Annotated in this window: 20 protein-coding genes; 4 read left to right on the top strand and 16 right to left on the bottom strand. The window is 67.6% G+C overall.

The window, feature by feature from the left end:
- Positions 1-23 precede the first annotated feature (23 nt).
- Positions 24-518 carry a glutathione peroxidase gene (locus D514_RS31610; protein WP_017830381.1) on the top strand — a complete coding sequence of 165 codons (495 nt, stop codon included), beginning with the start codon at positions 24-26 and terminating at the stop codon, positions 516-518.
- On the opposite strand, the gene D514_RS31605 is transcribed toward D514_RS31610, so the two are convergent.
- A complete protein-coding gene (locus D514_RS31605) occupies positions 515-1,201 on the bottom strand; it encodes a DsbA family protein (protein WP_017830380.1) in 687 nt (228 codons plus the stop codon). The two genes, D514_RS31610 and D514_RS31605, sit on opposite strands and share 4 nt — an antisense overlap.
- 69 nt (positions 1,202-1,270) lie before the next feature.
- Here D514_RS31605 and D514_RS0119530 point away from each other — a divergent pair, with 69 nt between their 5' ends.
- Positions 1,271-1,747, top strand: a complete 477-nt coding sequence (locus D514_RS0119530) for a hypothetical protein (protein WP_051056598.1) — start codon at positions 1,271-1,273, stop codon at positions 1,745-1,747.
- Here D514_RS0119530 and D514_RS31600 read toward each other — a convergent pair.
- A complete protein-coding gene (locus tag D514_RS31600) occupies positions 1,680-2,483 on the bottom strand; it encodes an isoprenyl transferase (protein WP_017830379.1) in 804 nt (267 codons plus the stop codon). The two genes, D514_RS0119530 and D514_RS31600, sit on opposite strands and share 68 nt — an antisense overlap.
- Positions 2,480-3,223 carry a DNA repair protein RecO gene (gene recO, locus D514_RS31595; RefSeq protein ID WP_017830378.1) on the bottom strand — a complete coding sequence of 248 codons (744 nt, stop codon included), beginning with the start codon at positions 3,221-3,223 and terminating at the stop codon, positions 2,480-2,482. The genes D514_RS31600 and recO overlap by 4 nt, the downstream gene beginning before the upstream one ends.
- A gap of 34 nt (positions 3,224-3,257) precedes the next feature.
- Here recO and D514_RS31590 point away from each other — a divergent pair, with 34 nt between their 5' ends.
- Entirely contained in the window at positions 3,258-3,956 is a 699-nt protein-coding gene (locus D514_RS31590; protein WP_031206045.1) for a trimeric intracellular cation channel family protein, read from the top strand.
- A 151-nt stretch (positions 3,957-4,107) separates the two neighbouring features.
- Here the strand turns inward: D514_RS31590 and leuA are convergent, their stop codons facing one another.
- On the bottom strand, positions 4,108-5,862 hold the full coding sequence (gene leuA, locus D514_RS31585; protein WP_017830376.1) for a 2-isopropylmalate synthase: 1,755 nt from the start codon (positions 5,860-5,862) through the stop codon (positions 4,108-4,110).
- A 193-nt stretch (positions 5,863-6,055) separates the two neighbouring features.
- Between leuA and D514_RS31580 the strand changes: the two genes are divergently transcribed.
- Positions 6,056-6,703, top strand: a complete 648-nt coding sequence (locus tag D514_RS31580) for a hypothetical protein (protein WP_144053047.1) — start codon at positions 6,056-6,058, stop codon at positions 6,701-6,703.
- A 1-nt stretch (position 6,704) separates the two neighbouring features.
- On the opposite strand, the gene D514_RS31575 is transcribed toward D514_RS31580, so the two are convergent.
- The 12 genes from D514_RS31575 to hrcA form a co-directional block, all read right to left on the bottom strand.
- On the bottom strand, positions 6,705-7,658 hold the full coding sequence (locus D514_RS31575) for an NADP-dependent oxidoreductase (protein ID WP_017830374.1): 954 nt from the start codon (positions 7,656-7,658) through the stop codon (positions 6,705-6,707).
- A 15-nt stretch (positions 7,659-7,673) separates the two neighbouring features.
- A complete protein-coding gene (locus tag D514_RS31570) occupies positions 7,674-8,147 on the bottom strand; it encodes a hypothetical protein (protein ID WP_017830373.1) in 474 nt (157 codons plus the stop codon).
- Positions 8,144-9,124 (bottom strand): hypothetical protein, encoded by a 981-nt coding sequence (locus D514_RS31565; protein ID WP_017830372.1) that lies wholly within the window; start codon positions 9,122-9,124, stop codon positions 8,144-8,146. The genes D514_RS31570 and D514_RS31565 overlap by 4 nt, the downstream gene beginning before the upstream one ends.
- Positions 9,117-9,644: an RNA polymerase sigma factor gene (locus D514_RS31560; protein WP_017830371.1), complete on the bottom strand. Its 528-nt coding sequence runs from the start codon at positions 9,642-9,644 to the stop codon at positions 9,117-9,119. The genes D514_RS31565 and D514_RS31560 overlap by 8 nt, the downstream gene beginning before the upstream one ends.
- A gap of 54 nt (positions 9,645-9,698) precedes the next feature.
- Positions 9,699-10,595, bottom strand: coding sequence for a GTPase Era (gene era, locus D514_RS31555; RefSeq protein ID WP_031206042.1), 897 nt, complete (start codon positions 10,593-10,595; stop codon positions 9,699-9,701).
- Entirely contained in the window at positions 10,588-11,883 is a 1,296-nt protein-coding gene (locus D514_RS31550) for a hemolysin family protein (protein WP_017830369.1), read from the bottom strand. Before D514_RS31550 ends, era begins: the two co-directional genes overlap by 8 nt.
- Positions 11,880-12,338 (bottom strand): rRNA maturation RNase YbeY, encoded by a 459-nt coding sequence (gene ybeY / locus D514_RS31545; protein WP_017830368.1) that lies wholly within the window; start codon positions 12,336-12,338, stop codon positions 11,880-11,882. The genes D514_RS31550 and ybeY overlap by 4 nt, the downstream gene beginning before the upstream one ends.
- The gene (locus tag D514_RS31540) at positions 12,335-13,360 is read right to left on the bottom strand and encodes a PhoH family protein (RefSeq protein WP_236610986.1); all 1,026 of its coding nucleotides are present in this window, start codon (positions 13,358-13,360) and stop codon (positions 12,335-12,337) included. Before D514_RS31540 ends, ybeY begins: the two co-directional genes overlap by 4 nt.
- A 79-nt stretch (positions 13,361-13,439) precedes the next feature.
- Positions 13,440-13,790, bottom strand: coding sequence for an HIT domain-containing protein (locus D514_RS31535; RefSeq protein ID WP_017830366.1), 351 nt, complete (start codon positions 13,788-13,790; stop codon positions 13,440-13,442).
- Between the two features lie 67 nt (positions 13,791-13,857).
- Positions 13,858-14,586: a 16S rRNA (uracil(1498)-N(3))-methyltransferase gene (locus D514_RS31530; protein ID WP_017830365.1), complete on the bottom strand. Its 729-nt coding sequence runs from the start codon at positions 14,584-14,586 to the stop codon at positions 13,858-13,860.
- 2 nt (positions 14,587-14,588) lie between these two features.
- A complete protein-coding gene (gene dnaJ / locus D514_RS31525; protein ID WP_031206040.1) occupies positions 14,589-15,704 on the bottom strand; it encodes a molecular chaperone DnaJ in 1,116 nt (371 codons plus the stop codon).
- Between the two features lie 36 nt (positions 15,705-15,740).
- Positions 15,741-16,772: a heat-inducible transcriptional repressor HrcA gene (hrcA, locus tag D514_RS31520; protein WP_017830363.1), complete on the bottom strand. Its 1,032-nt coding sequence runs from the start codon at positions 16,770-16,772 to the stop codon at positions 15,741-15,743.
- Between the last annotated feature and the right edge of the window lie 85 nt (positions 16,773-16,857).

The following is a 16,857-nucleotide window of genomic DNA, read 5'->3' as shown; positions in this document are numbered from 1 at the left end:
TGCTGCGATCTAAGCTGTGAAGTATGACCGATTCCGCGCTCCGTACGATCCCGTTCACCGACGCGAAGGGCGAGGAGAAGACCCTCGACGATCTGGGCGCCGACGTGGTGCTGGTCGTGAACGTCGCCTCCAAGTGCGGCCTCACGCCCCAGTACGAGCAGCTCGAGGAGCTGCAGCGTCTGTACGGCGACCGCGGGTTCACGGTCGTCGGCTTCCCCTGCAACCAGTTCTTCGGCCAGGAGCCCGGCTCTGTGGACGACATCCTCGAGTTCTGCTCGACGACCTACGGCGTCACGTTCCCGGTCAACGACAAGGTCAAGGTGAACGGGAAGAACGCCGCGGAGCTCTACAAGGCGCTCAAGGAGACCCCGGACGCCGGTGGCAAGGCCGGCCGGGTGGAGTGGAACTTCGAGAAGTTCCTCGTGCTGCCGGACGGGGACGTCCTGCGCTTCCGCCCGAAGCAGAAGCCGGACGCCCCCGAGATCGTCAGCGCGATCGAGGCGGCTCTGACCCGCTAGACCGCCGCGGTCTCCGTCTCGCTCTCGCCGCGCTTCGACCAGAGGTCGCGCAGGACGTTCTCGAATGCGGCGGGCGGCTGGGCGCCGCTGATGCCGTACTGGCCGTCGACGACGAAGAACGGCACGCCCTGGATGCCGTAGGCGCGAGCCTGAGCCTGGTCCTGGCGGACGGCCGGAAGGAACTCTTTGCTCTCGAGCGCGGCACGTGCTCGATCGGCGTCGAGACCGACCTCGGCCGCGAGGTCGACGAGGTCGTCGATGCGCCCGACGTGCTTGCCCTCGGTGAAGTAGGCGGACATGAGCCGCTCCTCCATCTCGTGCTGACGCCCCTCGGCCTTCGCGAAGTGCAGCAGCTCGTGCGCCTTCACCGTGTTGGTGTGCTGCAGCAGATCGAAGCGGTACTCGAGCCCCGCGTTCGCGGCGACGCCGGTCACGTTCGACAGCATCTGCTCGACCTGCTCGCGCGGCATGCCCTTGTGTCCGGCGAGGAAGTCGACCTCGTCACCGTCGAAGTCGACGGGAGTGTCGGGCGAGAGCTCGAACGAATGGAAGGTGATGTTGACCTGCGGTGCGTCCTCATCGGCCGCGACCGCTTCGAGACCCTTCTCGAGGTTGCGCTTGCCGATGTAGCACCAGGGGCAGGCGATGTCGGACCAGATGTCGATGGAGATGGGTTCAGTCACACTTTCATCCAACCGCATGCGCCTATGAGCTATTCCTCGGAGCCGGGCACCGGTGGGTAGGATTCTCGGATGCTCTGCGCCGACGATCCGCTCCCGTTCACCCCGGAGAGGGTGCTGGTGGCCGGCGTCTCCGGGTCGGGGAAGACGACGTTGTCCGGCCGTATCGGAGCCCTGTGGGGGCTGCGCCACATCGAGATCGACGGCCTGTTCCACGGTGCGAACTGGACTCCGAGGCCCGAGTTCCTCGACGACGTGCGCGCCTTCGCCGCCGAAGATCGATGGGTCACCGAATGGCAGTACACGAGCAAGGGCACCGACGCGATACTCGCACCGCGCGCCCAGCTCGCGCTCTGGCTCGACTACCCCTACCGCGTAGTGCGCGGCCGTCTGGTGCGGCGCACCCTGGCCCGAGGCGTCCTGCGCACCTCACCGTCGTGCGGCTGCGGCATCCGCGCGAGACGGAGCGATGGCTGCGGTCTCAGGCCGACGCGTCAGGGGTGTCGATCGCGCCGCCGAAGCGGCGGTCGCGCGCGAGGTAGACGCTGATCGCCCGCCACAGTTCCTCACGTGAGAAGTCGGGCCAGAGCGTGTCGAGGAACACCATCTCGGCGTAGGCCGACTCCCACAGCAGGAAGTTCGAGGTGCGCTGCTCCCCCGAGCTGCGAAGGAACAGATCGACGTCCGGCATGTCGGGCACGTAGAGGTTCCGACGGATCATCTTCTCGCTGATCGCCCTGGGCTTCACGCGCCCGGCGGCGACGTCTTCGGCGATGGCCCGCATCGCATCGACGAGCTCGACCCTGCCGCCGTAGTTCACGCACATCGTGAGGGTGAGCACGTCGTTGTCGCGGGTCAGCTGCTCGGCGTACTGCAGCTCCTTGATGACGCTCCCCCACAGCCGGGGCTTGCGGCCGGCCCAGCGGATGCGCACGCCCCACTCGTTGAGCTGGTCACGACGGCGATGCAGCACATCGCGGTTGTAGCCCATGAGGAAGCGGACCTCTTCCGGAGAGCGCGCCCAGTTCTCGGTGGAGAAGGCGTAGACCGAGAGGTGCTTCACACCCGCCTGGATCGCGCCGGCGACCACGTCGAGCAGTACCTCCTCGCCCGCTTTGTGTCCTTCGATGCGGGTGAGTCCCCGACGGTTGGCCCAGCGTCCGTTCCCGTCCATCACGATGGCGACGTGCGCGGGTACGGCGCGGAACGCGGGCGGATGCACGCCCGTCCAGTCCAGCGGGCGATAGGGCACGGCGTCTTTGTGCGTGTACGGCTTCGGGCTCACCGTTCTCCTCCTGAAGTGATGTCGGACACGTGGGCGAGCGAGCGGATGCCGCGCTCCAGGTGCCATTGGGCGTAGGCGGAGACGAGTCCGGACGCGGCGGCGGTGTCGGCGTGCGGAGCGGCGTCGATCACGTCCCACTCCCCCGCGATGAGAGATCGGAGCAGGCTCAAGGTCTTCTCGGCGACGCGCGGGCTGCCGGCGGGGGCGCAGTTCTGGCACACCACGCCTCCCAGCTGCGCGACGAACCGCGAGTGCGGCCCTGGTGTGCCGCACCGTGCGCACTCGTCGAGCGAGGGCGCCCACCCGGACAGCGACATGACCCGCAGGAGGTACGAATCGAGGATGCTCCGGGCGACGTGCTCTCCGCGCGACAGCGCCCGTAGTCCACCTACGAGGAGCAGGTACTGGTCGGGAGTCGCCTCCGCGTCGCTCAGGCGGTCGGCGGTCTCGACCATGGCGTTCGCCGCGGTGAAGCGGTCGTAGTGCGCGGCGATGTCCGTTCCGTAGGAGCCGAGCGACTCGGCCTGCTGCACGATGTCGAGAGAGCGGCCCTGGTAGAGCTGCACATCGGCCACCATGAACGGCTCGAGCCTGGCACCGAATTTCGACGACGTCCGGCGCACACCCTTGGCCACCGCCCTGACCTTGCCGTGGCGTCGCGAGAGCATCGTGACGATGCGATCCGCCTCACCGAGTTTGTGGGTGCGCAGGATCACCGCTTCGTCTCGATAGGTGGGCACCCTTCGATTATCCTCCGTGCGCGAGAATGGACGCGTGACCGAACCGCTCTTCACCATTCCGCTGTGGGCGGACCTGCTCGGCGTCGGCCTCGGCGGGGTCCAGGGCGCGATGTTCGCATCGGGGTTCCAGGGCCAGCGTCGGCTCGATTGGTTGGGTGTCGCCATCATCGGCATCATGATCGGCATGGGCGGAGGTCTGATCCGCGACATCCTGCTCGGACAGACCCCCGCGACGCTCCAGAACCAGTGGTATCTGCTGACGGCAGGCGGCGCCGCGCTCCTCGGGATGCTGCTGTCCGGACTCTTCACCCGCCTGAACACGGCGATCGTCGTGCTCGACGCCGTCGTTATCGGCATGTTCGGCGCTTTCGGGACGAGCAAGGCCCTCGCATTCGGCATCCCCGAGGTGCCGGCCGTCTTCATCGGCGTCTGCGCCGCCGTCGGCGGGAGCGTGCTCCGCGACATGCTGATGGGCCTGCCGACCGCGATCATGCACGTCGGCTCGCTCTACGCTGTGGCCGCCGGCGCGGGGTGCACGTTCATCGTGATCGCCGTCGCACTGGGGATGCCGATCACACTCGCGGCGGTCGTCGGCATCGCGGTCACCGCTGTCATCCGGGTCCTCGCCGTGACCTTCGACGTCTCCCTGCCGGAGCAGCGGCGGATCTACCGTCGCAAGGTCGCCGCCGAGACGGGTGCCATCGCGATCGTCAAGCCCGGCATCGACCTCTGACGCGGGCGGCATTCTGAGCCCGGCTCATGCCGTGACGACGAGGCGAACTCACGCACGGATCAGCCTGTGCGGACGACCGTCAGCGCAGATGCAGGCGACGGCGGCCGGGATCCGCAGAGGATCCCGGCCGCCGTCGCCTGCGTGAGGACGATCAGACCGCGGCGAGTTCCTGCTGACGTGTGCGGATCGAGCGGTTCACTCCCGACACGATCGCCTTGAGCGATGCCGTCGAGATGTCGCCGTCGATCCCGACGCCCCACAGACGCTGGTCTCCGACCTGCAGTTCGACGTAGGCCGCGGCCTGCGCGTCACCGCCGGCGCTGAGAGCGTGCTCGACGTAGTCGTAGACCGTGATGTCGAAGCCCTGTGCGCGCAGCACCTCGACGAAGGCCGCGACCGGACCATTGCCGTTGCCGGTGACGGCGACCTGCTGGTCGTCGTCGCGCAGCACGACGTCGAGCACGACCTCGCCCGACATGTCGCTGCGGGTCTGCGTCGCGAGCAGCTCGAAGCGTCCCCACTTGGCCGCGGTGTCGGCTGCGGGCAGATACTCGTCGTTGAAGATCGACCAGATCTGGTCGCTCGTGACCTCGCCGCCCTCGGCATCGGTCTTCGCCTGCACGACACCCGAGAACTCGATCTGCAGCTTGCGAGGAAGGTCGATGGCGTGGTCGGCCTTCAGCAGGTAGGCGACGCCGCCCTTGCCGGACTGCGAGTTGACGCGGATGACGGCCTCGTACGAACGCCCCAGATCCTTCGGATCGATGGGCAGGTACGGCACCGCCCACTCGATGTCGTCGACCGTGACCCCCTCGGCCTCCGCACGAACCGCCATGGCCTCGAAGCCCTTCTTGATCGCGTCCTGGTGCGATCCGCTGAACGCGGTGAAGACCAGGTCTCCCGCCCACGGGCTGCGCTCGGGCACCGGCAGCTGGTTGCAGTACTCGACCGTGCGCTTGACCTGATCGATGTCACTGAAGTCGATCTGCGGGTCGATGCCCTGGGTGAACAGGTTGATGCCCAATGCGACGATGTCGACGTTGCCCGTGCGCTCTCCGTTGCCGAACAGGCAGCCCTCGATGCGGTCCGCGCCGGCCATGTAGCCGAGCTCAGCGGCAGCGATCGCGGTACCGCGGTCGTTGTGCGGGTGCAGCGACAGGATCACGTTCTCGCGATGCGCGAGGTGGCGGCTCATCCACTCGATCGAGTCGGCGTAGACGTTGGGCGAGGCCATCTCGACGGTCGCCGGCAGGTTGATGATGACCTTGCGGTCGGGGGTGGGCTCGAAGACCTCGATCACCTGGTTGCAGATGTCGACGGCGAACTCGAGCTCGGTGCCGGTGTAGCTCTCGGGCGAGTACTCGTAGTAGACCTTCGTGTCGGGGATGGTCTTCTCGAACTGACGACACAGACGTGCGCCCTCGAGCGCGATGTCGATGATGCCCTGCTTGTCGGTGCGGAACACGACTTCGCGCTGCAGCACGCTCGTGGAGTTGTAGAGGTGCACGATGGCCTGCTTCGCGCCGGCGATCGACTCGTAGGTGCGGGCGATGAGGTGCTCACGCGCCTGGGTCAGCACCTGGATCGTGACGTCGTCCGGGATCAGGTTCTCTTCGATGAGCTGGCGGACGAAGTCGAAGTCCGTCTGGCTCGCCGAGGGGAAGCCGACCTCGATCTCCTTGTACCCCATGCTGACGAGCAGCTCGAACATCACGCGCTTGCGCTCGGGCGACATCGGGTCGATCAGGGCCTGATTGCCGTCACGGAGGTCGACCGCGCACCAACGGGGCGCCTCGGTAATGCGGGCGTCGGGCCAGGTGCGGTCAGGCAGGTGGACGTTGATCTGCTCGTGGAACGGCCGGTACTTGTGGATCGGCATCGCGGACGGGCGCTGAGTGTTCTGCATGATGGGGCTTCTTCTCTTCGTCAAGATGAACGGGCCAACACAAGCGCCGCGACGAGGAAGGCCCTAGCTCTAGGACTCGTCGCGGCAGCTAAGAAGAAGCAGACCGCCGAAAGGCATGAGGTCATGGTAGCAGGGATGCCCTCGCGGTTTCGACGAGGCTGAGACGATGACGGCGGTGACGACACTCCCCGATATGAGCACATCGCAGCGTCGCCTGGCCATCGCCGCGGCCTCAGCCGTCGGCCTCCTGTTCCTGAGCGCGTGCACGTCGGCTCCCGGAAGCTCCGCGGCCCCGACGAGCACGACGGTGCCCTCCGACCAGCGCCTCGAAGATGTCCGCCCCGATCTCCCTGACGGGCGAGTCATCGGGGTGGGCACGGTGCTGGATGTGGCAGGCGACGTGCAGCTGTGCATGGGCGCGATCAGGGAGTCGTACCCTCCGCAGTGCAGCGGAGTCCCCCTCGACGAGTGGTCCTGGGAGGGCGTGGAGGGAAGCGAGTCCAGCGGGGAGACCACCTGGGGGGCCTATGCGGTGTACGCGACCTTCGACGGCGAACGACTCACCAACACCGACGTGCCCATCATGCTCGCGCTGTACGACCCGATCGCCCCGGAGGATCCGACAGACGGGGTCGACGGCGCGACGCCGAGCGATGAGCTCACCCGGATCCAGGACGACATCTCCGCACGTCTCGGCGAGGAGGCACTCGCTCTCCGCACCGATCGCGGGTACGTCTGGCTGAGTGTCGTGTGGGACGACGGGAGCATCCAGGATACCGTCGATGCGGAGTATGGCGACGATGTCGTGATCGTGACCTCCGCGCTCCGCGAGATCGACTGATCTATGGGACGAGCGCGAGCTTGCCGCCAGGATGCCCGGTGGCGAGGAGCCGATGCGCCGCGGGCGCCTCGTCCAGTGGAAAGGCGCGGGCCACAGGGACGACGAGATCGCCGTTCTGTGCCAGGGCGATCAGCTCGCTGCGCACCTCGTCGCGGAAGCGGGCGCTCGCCGGCATCGAACCCGCGATGAACGTGATGCCGTCGGCCTCGGCTCTACCGGCAGCCGCGATCGTGACGATCCGTCGACGGTCTCGAACGAGCTCGAGGGACACGTCGACAGCCTCATCGGTCCCCGCCGCATCCAACGCCGCGGCGATCAGATCGCCTGCCAGATCGCGCACGCGATCAGCGAGCCCGGGCCCGTACTCCACCGGAATGCCCCCGAACCGTCGTACCTCGTCGAAGCGGGTCTCGCTCGCCGTTCCGATGACGCGGATGCCGCGGAGGCGCGCCTGCTGCAACACGCTCACCCCGACGGCGCCGGAAGCACCGTGGAGAAGGATCGTCTCCCCTGGCGCCGCACCGGTGACGGCGAGCATCTCCGCGGCCGTTGTGCCGACCAGCAGCAGGTTCGCCGCCTCAGGGTGCGTGAGAGTCGACGGCTTCGCGAACACCTTCTCGGCGGGCACGTTGACCTCGGTCGCGTAGCCGCCCCGCACGCGGAAGGCGATGACCTCGTCACCGATGTCGACAGCGCCCGAACCGATCCGGGTGTCCGCGCCGATCGCCGAGACCTCCCCCGAGACCTCGTACCCGATCGGGACGGGCAGCTCGATGCCCGTGCGGGGCACCGCGACATGCTTCGCGTCTGCGGGATTCACCCCCGCGGCGAGGACACGGATCGTGACCTCGCCCTTCTGCGGGGAAGGAGTGTCGTGCTCGACGAACTCCCAGCTGTCGGGTGGCCCCCAGGCCGTTGCGACCCACTGCCGAGCCCGCGGAGTACTGACCGACATGGTGCCCGACCCGGCTCAGAGGACGCAGCGGAGGTTGTTGACCGCAGCGCCGAGGTTCGCCCAACTTCCCGCATTGACCGTGGCCACGGTGGCGCTCCCGTACCGTGCCTGAGCGTAGCCGCTAGCACGAGCGTTGGCGACCGATTTCGCGATGAACGTCGAGGGAATCGTGTTGACGCTGCACAGGCTGAACGTCAGCTTGTTGCCGCTGAGCGACCCCGCACTGTACGCACAGAGCCGATCGGTCGCACAGCTACCGACCGAGCGCACCGATCTGGTGGAGGCGGACCTGATCGAGAGCTCCATACCGAGCGCGGGCCACACAGCGTGTGTCGAATCGATGATCACGCCGCCGGGCACTTCGTCGAGCATCGCGATGATCTCGGGATCGACAGTGTCATCGCCCTGCGGTGCTGCCTGCGCGGGCGTCACTCCGAGCGTGAGCATCGCGCCGAGCGCCGCTGCTGCGACGATCGTGCTCCACGTCATCTGATCGCCTCCTCATCGATGTCCCACATCCGATAGGAGATGATCGAACCGGCGGCGTAGACCTCGTCTGCGATCAGGACTGTGCGTTCGACGCCGACGATCCTCCCGGTATCACGTGAGACCAGGATCAGATCGCTGGCGGCGCCGTCCGGTGACACCACCCTGACTCCGCTCACGTCACGCCCCAGACGGTCCTTCGTCACTCCGAGCGCCTCACCGCCCTGCGCCTCCCCGAGGAGTCCGAGCAGCTCGCGGTGTTGAGCATTCGTCAGCGTCCATTGATCGAGGACCGATGTGAAAGCCAACTCGACGTCGTATGCCGTCGGGTTCTCCGGCATGCCGAAGGCACGGAGGATGGCGATCATGTCCTGACGCGTCTCGCCGGGCACTTCTGTCCAGGGCGTGTAGAAATCGCCGGGCGCCATCACGAGGTCGGTGATGACCTCCCCGCTGCTGGTCACCTCAGCGGCGTTGCTCGCGACCGCGTCCTCAGGGTCGTAGGGAACACCGGCGATGATCGTCATGCGACCCGAGCCGTCCGGTTCCCACGTGAGCGTGGAGAGCTGCGGCACCACCTTGCTGACCTTCGCCTCGACTTCGACCGAGAATCCCCAGAAAGCGGTCCTGACGGCGCGCTCCGGCGCCGCGGGTCCGGTCGAACCGGCGAGAGCCGTCTCGGCGTCGTCGACCACCTGGGCGACCGTGGTCGAGCCTTCGAAGTCGAGAGGCGACGGCATCCCCGCCACCGCTGCACCCTGAGGAGAGAGGACGGCGAATGCCAATGCCGTCGATGCGGCGACTGCCGTCAGACCGGAGGCCCAGCCCCAGGCACGTCGACACCGTCTGCGGGGCGCCAGGTTCGTGCGGAGGATGCGGTCACGTGTGGCCAGCGCCCGCGCATCGGGCGCAGCGTCACGGGGCGTCGGCGCGGGGTCGGCGTCGCTCAGCATCCGTTCGAGCACGGCGTTCTCAGTCATCACCCGTTATCGCCCCCTCCAGGCCCAGCTCCGCACACAGGCGATGCCGCGCGCGTCCCAGCGTCTTGCGCACTCGGAACTCGGAAGCGCGCATCAACTCCGCGATCTCCCCCACCGTGAGTCCGTCCCAGTACGTGAGCATGATGATACGCCTCTGTCCTGGTGTGAGGACAGCCAAAGCACGAAGGACCGCGACACGGCCGCGCTGATCCGGTGGGCCCTCCTCGCCGGAGAGTCCCAGGTGCACCACGTCGAGCGCTCCATACGGAGTGGACGATCGACCCGAGCGCGCCCGAAGCCGTCGGTCCGCGGCGCGCAGCAACCAGACCCGACTCGGCGGTCGCGCGGGTCTGAGCTTCGTCCACGCGAGAAGGAACACCTCCGAGACGATCTCGGTGACTTCCTCCTCCGCACCCACCACACCCTCGATGTGATGGCGCACTGCCGCCCAGTGCTCGTCGAACACTCGGGTGAAGACCTCGGTGCGCAGCGGATCCGGGTCTTCGCTGCGACCGCTCATGTCGCCGGGGTCGGCGGTCTTCCCGCCGCCATCGACGTGGTGCCGGACGTCATCTCAGAATCCGAGTCTGCCGAGCTGCTTCGGATCGCGCTGCCATTCCTTCGCGACCTTCACATGCAGCCCGAGGAACACGCGTGTCCCCAGCAGCTCTTCGATCCCGACACGCGCGCGTGCGCCCACCTCGCTGAGCCGCTTTCCCTTGTGCCCGATGATGATCGCCTTCTGGCTGTCTCGTTCCACCACGATCGAGGCATGCACGTCGGTCAGGTCGGTGCCCTCCCGGGGTGCGATGTCGTCGATCACGACGGCGATCGAGTGCGGAAGCTCGTCGCGCACGCCTTCGAGGGCGGCCTCGCGGATCATCTCCGCGATCCGGTCCTCTTCCGACTCGTCGGTCGTGATGCCCTCCGGATACAGCGCAGGACCCTGCGGCATCAGCGAGAGGATCTCGTCCGAGAGCACATCGAGCTGCTCACGGGTCAGTGCGGACAGCGGGATGACCGCGGCCCAGTCCTCCCGCAGCGAGTCGACCTCCATCAGCCGCTCGGTGACCTCGTCGCGTCCGGCCGCATCCATCTTGGTCACGATCGCGATCTTCTTCGCGCGCGGGTAGCCGTCGAGGGAGGCGGCTATCCGCCGGTCGCCGGGGCCGACCTTCTCGTTGGCGGGTACGCAGAAGCCGATGACGTCGACGTCGCCCAGCACCTGCTCGACGAGATCGTTGAGCCGCTCGCCGAGCAGCGTGCGCGGCTTGTGGATGCCGGGGGTGTCCACGATGACCAGCTGCCCCTCCGGCCGGTTGACGATTCCGCGGATCGCCCGACGCGTCGTCTGCGGCTTCTCGCTGGTGATCGCGATCTTCTCGCCGACGAGCGCGTTGGTGAGCGTCGACTTCCCGACATTGGGGCGGCCGACGAAGGTCACGAACCCGCTTCGAGTGTCGTCAGTCATCGTCTCGATCTCCTTCATCCTGCACATCGTCGGGTTCCCCCGCCGCACGTTCCACGAACACCGTCGCGATCCCTCGCCCACGACCACGCGATGCGCCGCCCGTGAGAACCAAGCCTTCAACGGTGGCCGTCGCCCCGGGCTGCGGAACCTGTCCCAGCGCCTTGCCGAGCAGACCGCCGATCGAATCGACGTCCTCGTCCTCGAGTTCGAGACCGAACAGGTCGCCGACATCCTCGAGTGAGAGTCGGGCGCTCACGCGGTATCGCCCGTGACCGAGATCGACGAATTCCGCCGATACCTGATCGTACTCGTCGGAGATCTCGCCGACGAGTTCCTCGATCAGATCCTCCAGAGTGACCAGGCCGGAGATCCCTCCGTGCTCATCGATCACCAGACATACATGCACGGCGTCGCGCTTCATCTGCTGCAGGAGCGTCTCCGCGCGCATCGACTCGGGGACGAAAGTGGCAGGCCGGGCGATCGGCCGGATGGACGCCGAGCGCCACGCACTGTCGTCGCGGTACGCGAACTGCACGAGGTCCTTGAGGTACAGCACCCCGACGACGTCGTCGGCATCGTCATCGACGACGGGCATCCGGGACACACCGCGGTTCAGGAACAGCGACATCGCCTCGTCGGTGGTCGCGGTGGCATCGACCGTGACCATCTCCGTGCGGGGCACCATCACGGCGCGGACGAACTGATCGGTGAAATCGAAGACCGAGTGGATGAGATCGCGGTCATCCTCCTCGATGAGGTCGTTCGACGCCGCCTCGTCGACCATGCTGAGCAGTTGGTCCTCGCTGGTGAAGGAGCTGCGGCCCGTGCCGGGCGTCACGCGGTTGCCGAGCAGGACGAGGCCCTGCGCAAGCGGTCCGAGGAAGATCCGGAGCCCTCGCACGATCGAGGCCGTGCCCCGGATCATCGCCTCGGCGTGCTGGCGACCGAACGACCGAGGACTCGCTCCCACGAGCACGAACGTGATGGCCGTCATGAGGACGGCGGCGGCGAGCATCGCCCACCAGTTGTTCTCGATCAGGATCGTGAACGCCACCGTCACGAGCACGGCAGCGGTGACCTCCGCGAGCACGCGGATGAAGGCCACGGCGTTCACGTGCGCGTCGAGGTCAGCGGCGATGCGACCCAGCGCCTTGGCTCTGCGCCCCTCTGTCGCCATGTCGGCGAGCCCGGCGCGCGATGTGACTCCGTATGCTGCGTCGATCGCGGACATGAGACCACCGAACGCCACCAGCAGCACGGCGGCGATCAGGAGGAGAGCCGCGGTCATCGCCGGCGTTCAGCTGCGGCGAAGCCCTGGATCAGCTCCTTCTGCAGTCCGAACATCTCACGCTCCTCGTCGGGCTCGGCATGATCGAAACCGAGGAGGTGCAGCAGCCCGTGAGTGGTGAGCAGGATGAGCTCGTCCATCAGGGTGTGCCCGGCAGCCTGAGCCTGCGTCTCGGCCACCTGCGGGCAGAGCACGATGTCGCCGAGCAGGCCGGGAGCCGTCGGACGGTCCTCGGTGCCGGGACGCAGCTCGTCCATCGGGAAGCTCAGCACGTCGGTGGGACCGGGCTCATCCATCCACTGCACGTGGAGGGCTTCCATGGCTCCCTCGTCGACGAGGACGATCGCCACCTCGGCATCCGGGCTGACGTGCAGCTGCGCGAGGTTGAAGTCCGTCAGCCGCTGCAGCACGGCCTCGTCGACATCGATGGCCGACTCGTTGTTGATCTCGATCATGAGAGTCCTCGTTTCGGCGCGCGGTCACGCGGTCCTGGTCGTTGTGCTCCCCTGCGCTCGGCACGATTGGCGAACTCGGCCGCCTGTTCGCGCTCGAACCGCTGCGCGGTGCGCTTCTCGTCGTATTCGCTGTACGCGTCGACGATGCGTCCGACCAGCGAATGCCGCACGACGTCATCGCTCGTGAGCCGGGAGAAGTGGATGTCGTCGATGCCGTCGAGCACGCGGGTCACCAGGCGGAGTCCCGAAGATCCCTGCGGAAGGTCGACCTGCGTGATGTCACCGGTGACGACCATCCGCGTGCCGAAGCCGAGACGGGTCAGGAACATCTTCATCTGCTCGGGGGTGGTGTTCTGCGCCTCGTCGAGCACGACGAAGGAGTCGTTGAGGGTACGGCCGCGCATGTAGGCGAGGGGCGCCACCTCGATCGTGCCGGTCGCCATGAGGCGCGGGACGATCTCGGGGTCCATCATCTCGTTGAGCGCGTCGTACAGCGGGCGCAGGTACGGATCGATCTTGTCGGTCAGGGTGCCGGGGAGGAACCCGAGCCGCTCCCCCGCCTCGACGGCGGGACGCGTGAGGATGATGCGGTTGACCTCTTTGCGCTGGAGCGCCTGCACGGCCTTCGCCATCGCGAGGTAGGTCTTGCCGGTGCCGGCGGGACCGATGCCGAACACGATCGTGTTCTCCTCGATCGCGTCGACGTACTCCTTCTGCCCGAGGGTCTTCGGACGGATGACCTTGCCACGGGTCGTCAGGATGGCCTCGCCCAGAACTTCACTCGGACGCGGGCCCCCCTCCTGCCGCAGCATTCGTGCAGAGCTGGAGACATCGCTCGGGGCCAGATCATGGCCTGCCCTGGTCATCTCGAGAAGCTCTTCGACCAGTGTCTTCGCCTTCGCGACCGCATCGGCGGTGCCGCTGAGTGTGATCTCGTTGCCGCGCACCAGCACCTGGACGTCACGGTGCTCCTTCTCCAGCATCCGCAGAAGCCGGTCCTGCGGCCCGAGCAGCTGGACCATCGCGACGCCGTCGGCGTAGATCTTCTCGACCGCCTCCGGGGGCTGGCCGCCGAGGCTCCGCTCCCGGGGTTCGTGGTTCTCAGGCACCGACGCTCTTCTCGGTCAATCCGCCGGCCAGCACATGCGCGTGGACGTGGAAAACGGTCTGTCCGGCGTTGGCGCCGGTGTTGAAGACGAGGCGGAAGTCGCCGTCTTCGGTGTGCTCCTTGGCGAGCGTCCCCGCGAAGGCGATCATCTCGGCCAGCAGTGCGGGATCCCCCGCAGCGAGTTCGGTGACATCGCGGTACTCCGCGGACTTCGGCACCACGAGCAGATGCACCGGTGCCTGCGGGGCGATGTCGCGCAGAGCGAAGAGGCGGTCGGTCTCGCCGATGATCTCGGCAGGGATCTCCCCGTTCAGAATGCGCGTGAAGATCGAGGTGTCCGTCATGCCGACAAGTCTACTGACCACAGCGACCCTGCAGCCGTGAGCCGGTCGTCGTGTGCTCGCGGGACCGTCACCATCGCCCGAGCGCGACCGACAGCACGGCGATCGCGGCAGGTCCCGCCGTCGAGGTGCGCAGCACCGTGTCCCCGAGGAGCACACGTTCCGCCCCCGCCTCCGTCAACCGGCGGAGCTCCTCCTCGGAGATCCCTCCCTCCGGCCCCACGACCAGCACCAGGTCACGGCCGTCCGGTTCGATCTCCGACAGTCGCACGGGCGCGGTCGGATCGAGCAGCAGAACGCGCTGCTCACGCGCCCGCTCGGCGAGCTGCGTGGTCGACACCGGCGCGACGACGTCGGGGAGCCAGGCGCGGTGAGCCTGCTTGGCCGCCTCGCGCACGATGGTGGCCCAACGTTCGCGCCCCTTCGCCGCCTTGGGTCCCTCCCAACGCGACACGCTCCGGCTCGCCTGCCAGGGCACGATCTCGTCGACGCCGAGTTCACACGCGGCCTGCACGGCGAGCTCGTCGCGATCGCCCTTCGCCAGAGCCTGGACCAGGACGATCCGCGGCGTGGGCGCAGGATGCTCGACACGCTCCGCGATGCGCACATCGACGCGAGCGGGAGACACCTCTTCGGCGGTCCCGGCCAACCACACCCCGGCACCGTCGCCGACCGTGACCGCCTCGCCGATGCGAAGTCGTCTCACGACGGCTGCGTGCTTCGCCTCGGCCCCGGTCAACGACACGAGGTCGCCGACGGCGGCATCCGTCGACGACTCGACGAGGAAATGCAGTGCCATGATCAGTGGCTGCGGAAGCGGTCGCGGAGCTTGGAGAAGAGTCCCTGCTGGAACTGTGCCAGCTGCGGCTCGGGCGACTTCGCCTTCTTCGCGAAGTCCTCGATGAGCGCCCGCTGCGCGGAATCCAGCCGCGTGGGGGTGAGCACCTGCACGCCGACGCGCAGGTCGCCCCGCTGCGTTCCACGAAGCGGAGTGATGCCCCGGCCCTTGATCGTGAGCACGTCGCCGGACTGCACGCCGGGGCGGATCTCGAGGTCGACCTCGCCGTCGAGCCCCTGGATCTTGGTCTCGGTGCCGAGGATCGCATCCGTCATCGACACCTCCAAGGTCGCGAGCAGGTCGTCGCCGTCACGGCTGAAGGCCGCGTGCGGGTTGACCGTCACCTCGACGTAGAGGTCTCCGTTCGGTCCGCCCGCCTTGCCGACCTCGCCGGAGCCGGGAAGCTGCAGACGGAGCCCGGTCTCGACGCCGGCCGGGATGTCGAGCGACACCGTACGGCGCGAACGCACACGGCCCTGGCCGCCGCAGGTGCCACAGGGGTACGGGATCGTCGTGCCGTAGCCCTCGCAGGTGCCGCAGGGCTGGGAGGTGACGACGTTGCCGAGCAGGCTGCGGACCTGACGCTGCACGTGACCGGAGCCGCCGCAGATGTCGCAGGTGACCGGGGAGGTGCCCTCCTGGCAGCACGAACCCTGACACGTCTCGCACAGCACCGCCGTGTCGACGTCGATGTCACGGTGCGCTCCGAACACGACGTCCCCGAGATCGAGCGTCACGCGGACGAGGGCGTCCTGGCCCCGCTCTCGGCGCGAACGCGGACGCGCACCGCGTCCGCCGCCCTGCGAGGCACCGAAGAACGTCTCGAAGATGTCGCCGAACCCCCCGAACCCGCCGAAGTTCCCCGCAGCGCCGTCTCCGCCGCCCATGTCATAGCGTCGGCGGGAGTCGTCGTCGCTGAGCACGTCGTACGCGTGCGTGACGAGCTTGAACTTCTCCGCAGCGTCTTCTCCCGGGTTCACATCCGGGTGCAACTGCCGTGCGAGACGTCGGTACGCCTTCTTGATCTCGTCGGTGGAAGCGTCTCGGGACACCCCGAGAACCTCATAGTGGTCCGCCACGATCGCCTTTCTGCGTGTGTACTGTCGGCGACCGCGTCAGCGGCCGGCCTCGTCTTCATCGAGCATCCGCGACAGGTAGCGGGCCACGGCCCGCGCTGCGGCGAGGTTGCTCGGGTAGTCCATGCGCGTCGGCCCCATCACGCCGACTCGTGCCGTGCCACTGGGCGCGGCGTAGTTGCTGGCGACGATCGACGCCTCACCGAGCCCGAACGGGGCGTTCTCGGTGCCGATGCTGGCGGCGAGCCCGTGCTCGTCCGTCACCATCTCACTCATCAGACGCAGCAGCGTGACCTGCTCCTCGATGGCTTCCAGGAGAGGGTGGATGCTACCGCGGAAGTCCTGCTCCCGGCGCGCGAGGGTCGCCGCTCCCGCCATCACCAGACGCTCCTGCCGGAATCCGCCGAGCTCGTCCACGACGACACCGGCGAGCGTGCGCAGCACTGCATCCTGGGGTTTCTCCTCTGCGGCCAGCAACGCCTGCAGGCGGTCGGAGGCCTCGCCGATGCCCTGACCGGTGATCAACGCGGACAGTCGGGCACGAAGCACCCCCATATCGGCCTCGTCGATCGCCTCCGGGAGGACGGCCATGCGCTGAGAGACACCACCCGCATCGGTCACCAGCACGATGAGAAGCCGATTCGGCGCCAGCGCGACCAGCTCGACGTGCGTGACGTGTGCGCGCGCGAAAGAGGGGTACTGGGCGAGCGCGACCTGTCCTGTGAGCTGCGTGAGCACCCGCACCGTGCGGACCATCAGGTCGTCGAGGTCGGCCGGCTCCCCGAGGAACGACTCGATCGCCGAACGCTGAGCCGACGAGAGCGGTCGCAGCTGGGCGAGGTGATTCACGAACACCCGATAGCCCTTGTCGGTGGGCACGCGCCCGGACGAGGTGTGCGGAGCCGTGATGAGCTCTTCGTCCTCGAGCAGCGCCATGTCGTTGCGGATCGTCGCCGCGGAGACACCGAAGGAGTGCCGGTCGACGATGGATCTGCTGCCGACGGGCTCGTGGGTCTCGACGTAGTCCTGCACGATCGCGCGGAGAACCTGGAGTCCTCGCTCTGTGACCATCACCCTTCCCTTCCGCTGGCACTCGGACGTTCAGAGTGCCAATCCTACCCCGTGCAGCTCGGGATTCTCCGTACCTCGGGCGCAC

The organism is Microbacterium sp. UCD-TDU (genome assembly GCF_000340625.1).
Taxonomy (GTDB): Bacteria; Actinomycetota; Actinomycetes; order Actinomycetales; family Microbacteriaceae; genus Microbacterium; species Microbacterium maritypicum.
Note: the sequence above shows the minus strand (reverse complement) of the source record. Positions and strands in the feature narration are given on the sequence as shown.

What these genes read in the sequence shown, in the direction of transcription:
- D514_RS31610 (WP_017830381.1), top strand. Translation starts at nt 24, where the DNA reads ATGACCGATTCCGCGCTCCGTACGATCCCGTTCACCGACGCGAAGGGC.
- D514_RS0119530 (WP_051056598.1), top strand. Translation starts at nt 1,271, where the DNA reads ATGCTCTGCGCCGACGATCCGCTCCCGTTCACCCCGGAGAGGGTGCTG.
- leuA (WP_017830376.1), bottom strand. Translation starts at nt 5,862, where the DNA reads ATGCAGAACACTCAGCGCCCGTCCGCGATGCCGATCCACAAGTACCGG.
- D514_RS31580 (WP_144053047.1), top strand. Translation starts at nt 6,056, where the DNA reads ATGAGCACATCGCAGCGTCGCCTGGCCATCGCCGCGGCCTCAGCCGTC.
- D514_RS31575 (WP_017830374.1), bottom strand. Translation starts at nt 7,658, where the DNA reads ATGTCGGTCAGTACTCCGCGGGCTCGGCAGTGGGTCGCAACGGCCTGG.
- D514_RS31570 (WP_017830373.1), bottom strand. Translation starts at nt 8,147, where the DNA reads ATGACGTGGAGCACGATCGTCGCAGCAGCGGCGCTCGGCGCGATGCTC.
- D514_RS31565 (WP_017830372.1), bottom strand. Translation starts at nt 9,124, where the DNA reads ATGACTGAGAACGCCGTGCTCGAACGGATGCTGAGCGACGCCGACCCC.
- D514_RS31560 (WP_017830371.1), bottom strand. Translation starts at nt 9,644, where the DNA reads ATGAGCGGTCGCAGCGAAGACCCGGATCCGCTGCGCACCGAGGTCTTC.
- era (WP_031206042.1), bottom strand. Translation starts at nt 10,595, where the DNA reads ATGACTGACGACACTCGAAGCGGGTTCGTGACCTTCGTCGGCCGCCCC.
- D514_RS31550 (WP_017830369.1), bottom strand. Translation starts at nt 11,883, where the DNA reads ATGACCGCGGCTCTCCTCCTGATCGCCGCCGTGCTGCTGGTGGCGTTC.
- ybeY (WP_017830368.1), bottom strand. Translation starts at nt 12,338, where the DNA reads ATGATCGAGATCAACAACGAGTCGGCCATCGATGTCGACGAGGCCGTG.
- D514_RS31540 (WP_236610986.1), bottom strand. Translation starts at nt 13,360, where the DNA reads ATGGTCCAGCTGCTCGGGCCGCAGGACCGGCTTCTGCGGATGCTGGAG.
- D514_RS31535 (WP_017830366.1), bottom strand. Translation starts at nt 13,790, where the DNA reads ATGACGGACACCTCGATCTTCACGCGCATTCTGAACGGGGAGATCCCT.
- D514_RS31530 (WP_017830365.1), bottom strand. Translation starts at nt 14,586, where the DNA reads ATGGCACTGCATTTCCTCGTCGAGTCGTCGACGGATGCCGCCGTCGGC.
- hrcA (WP_017830363.1), bottom strand. Translation starts at nt 16,772, where the DNA reads ATGGTCACAGAGCGAGGACTCCAGGTTCTCCGCGCGATCGTGCAGGAC.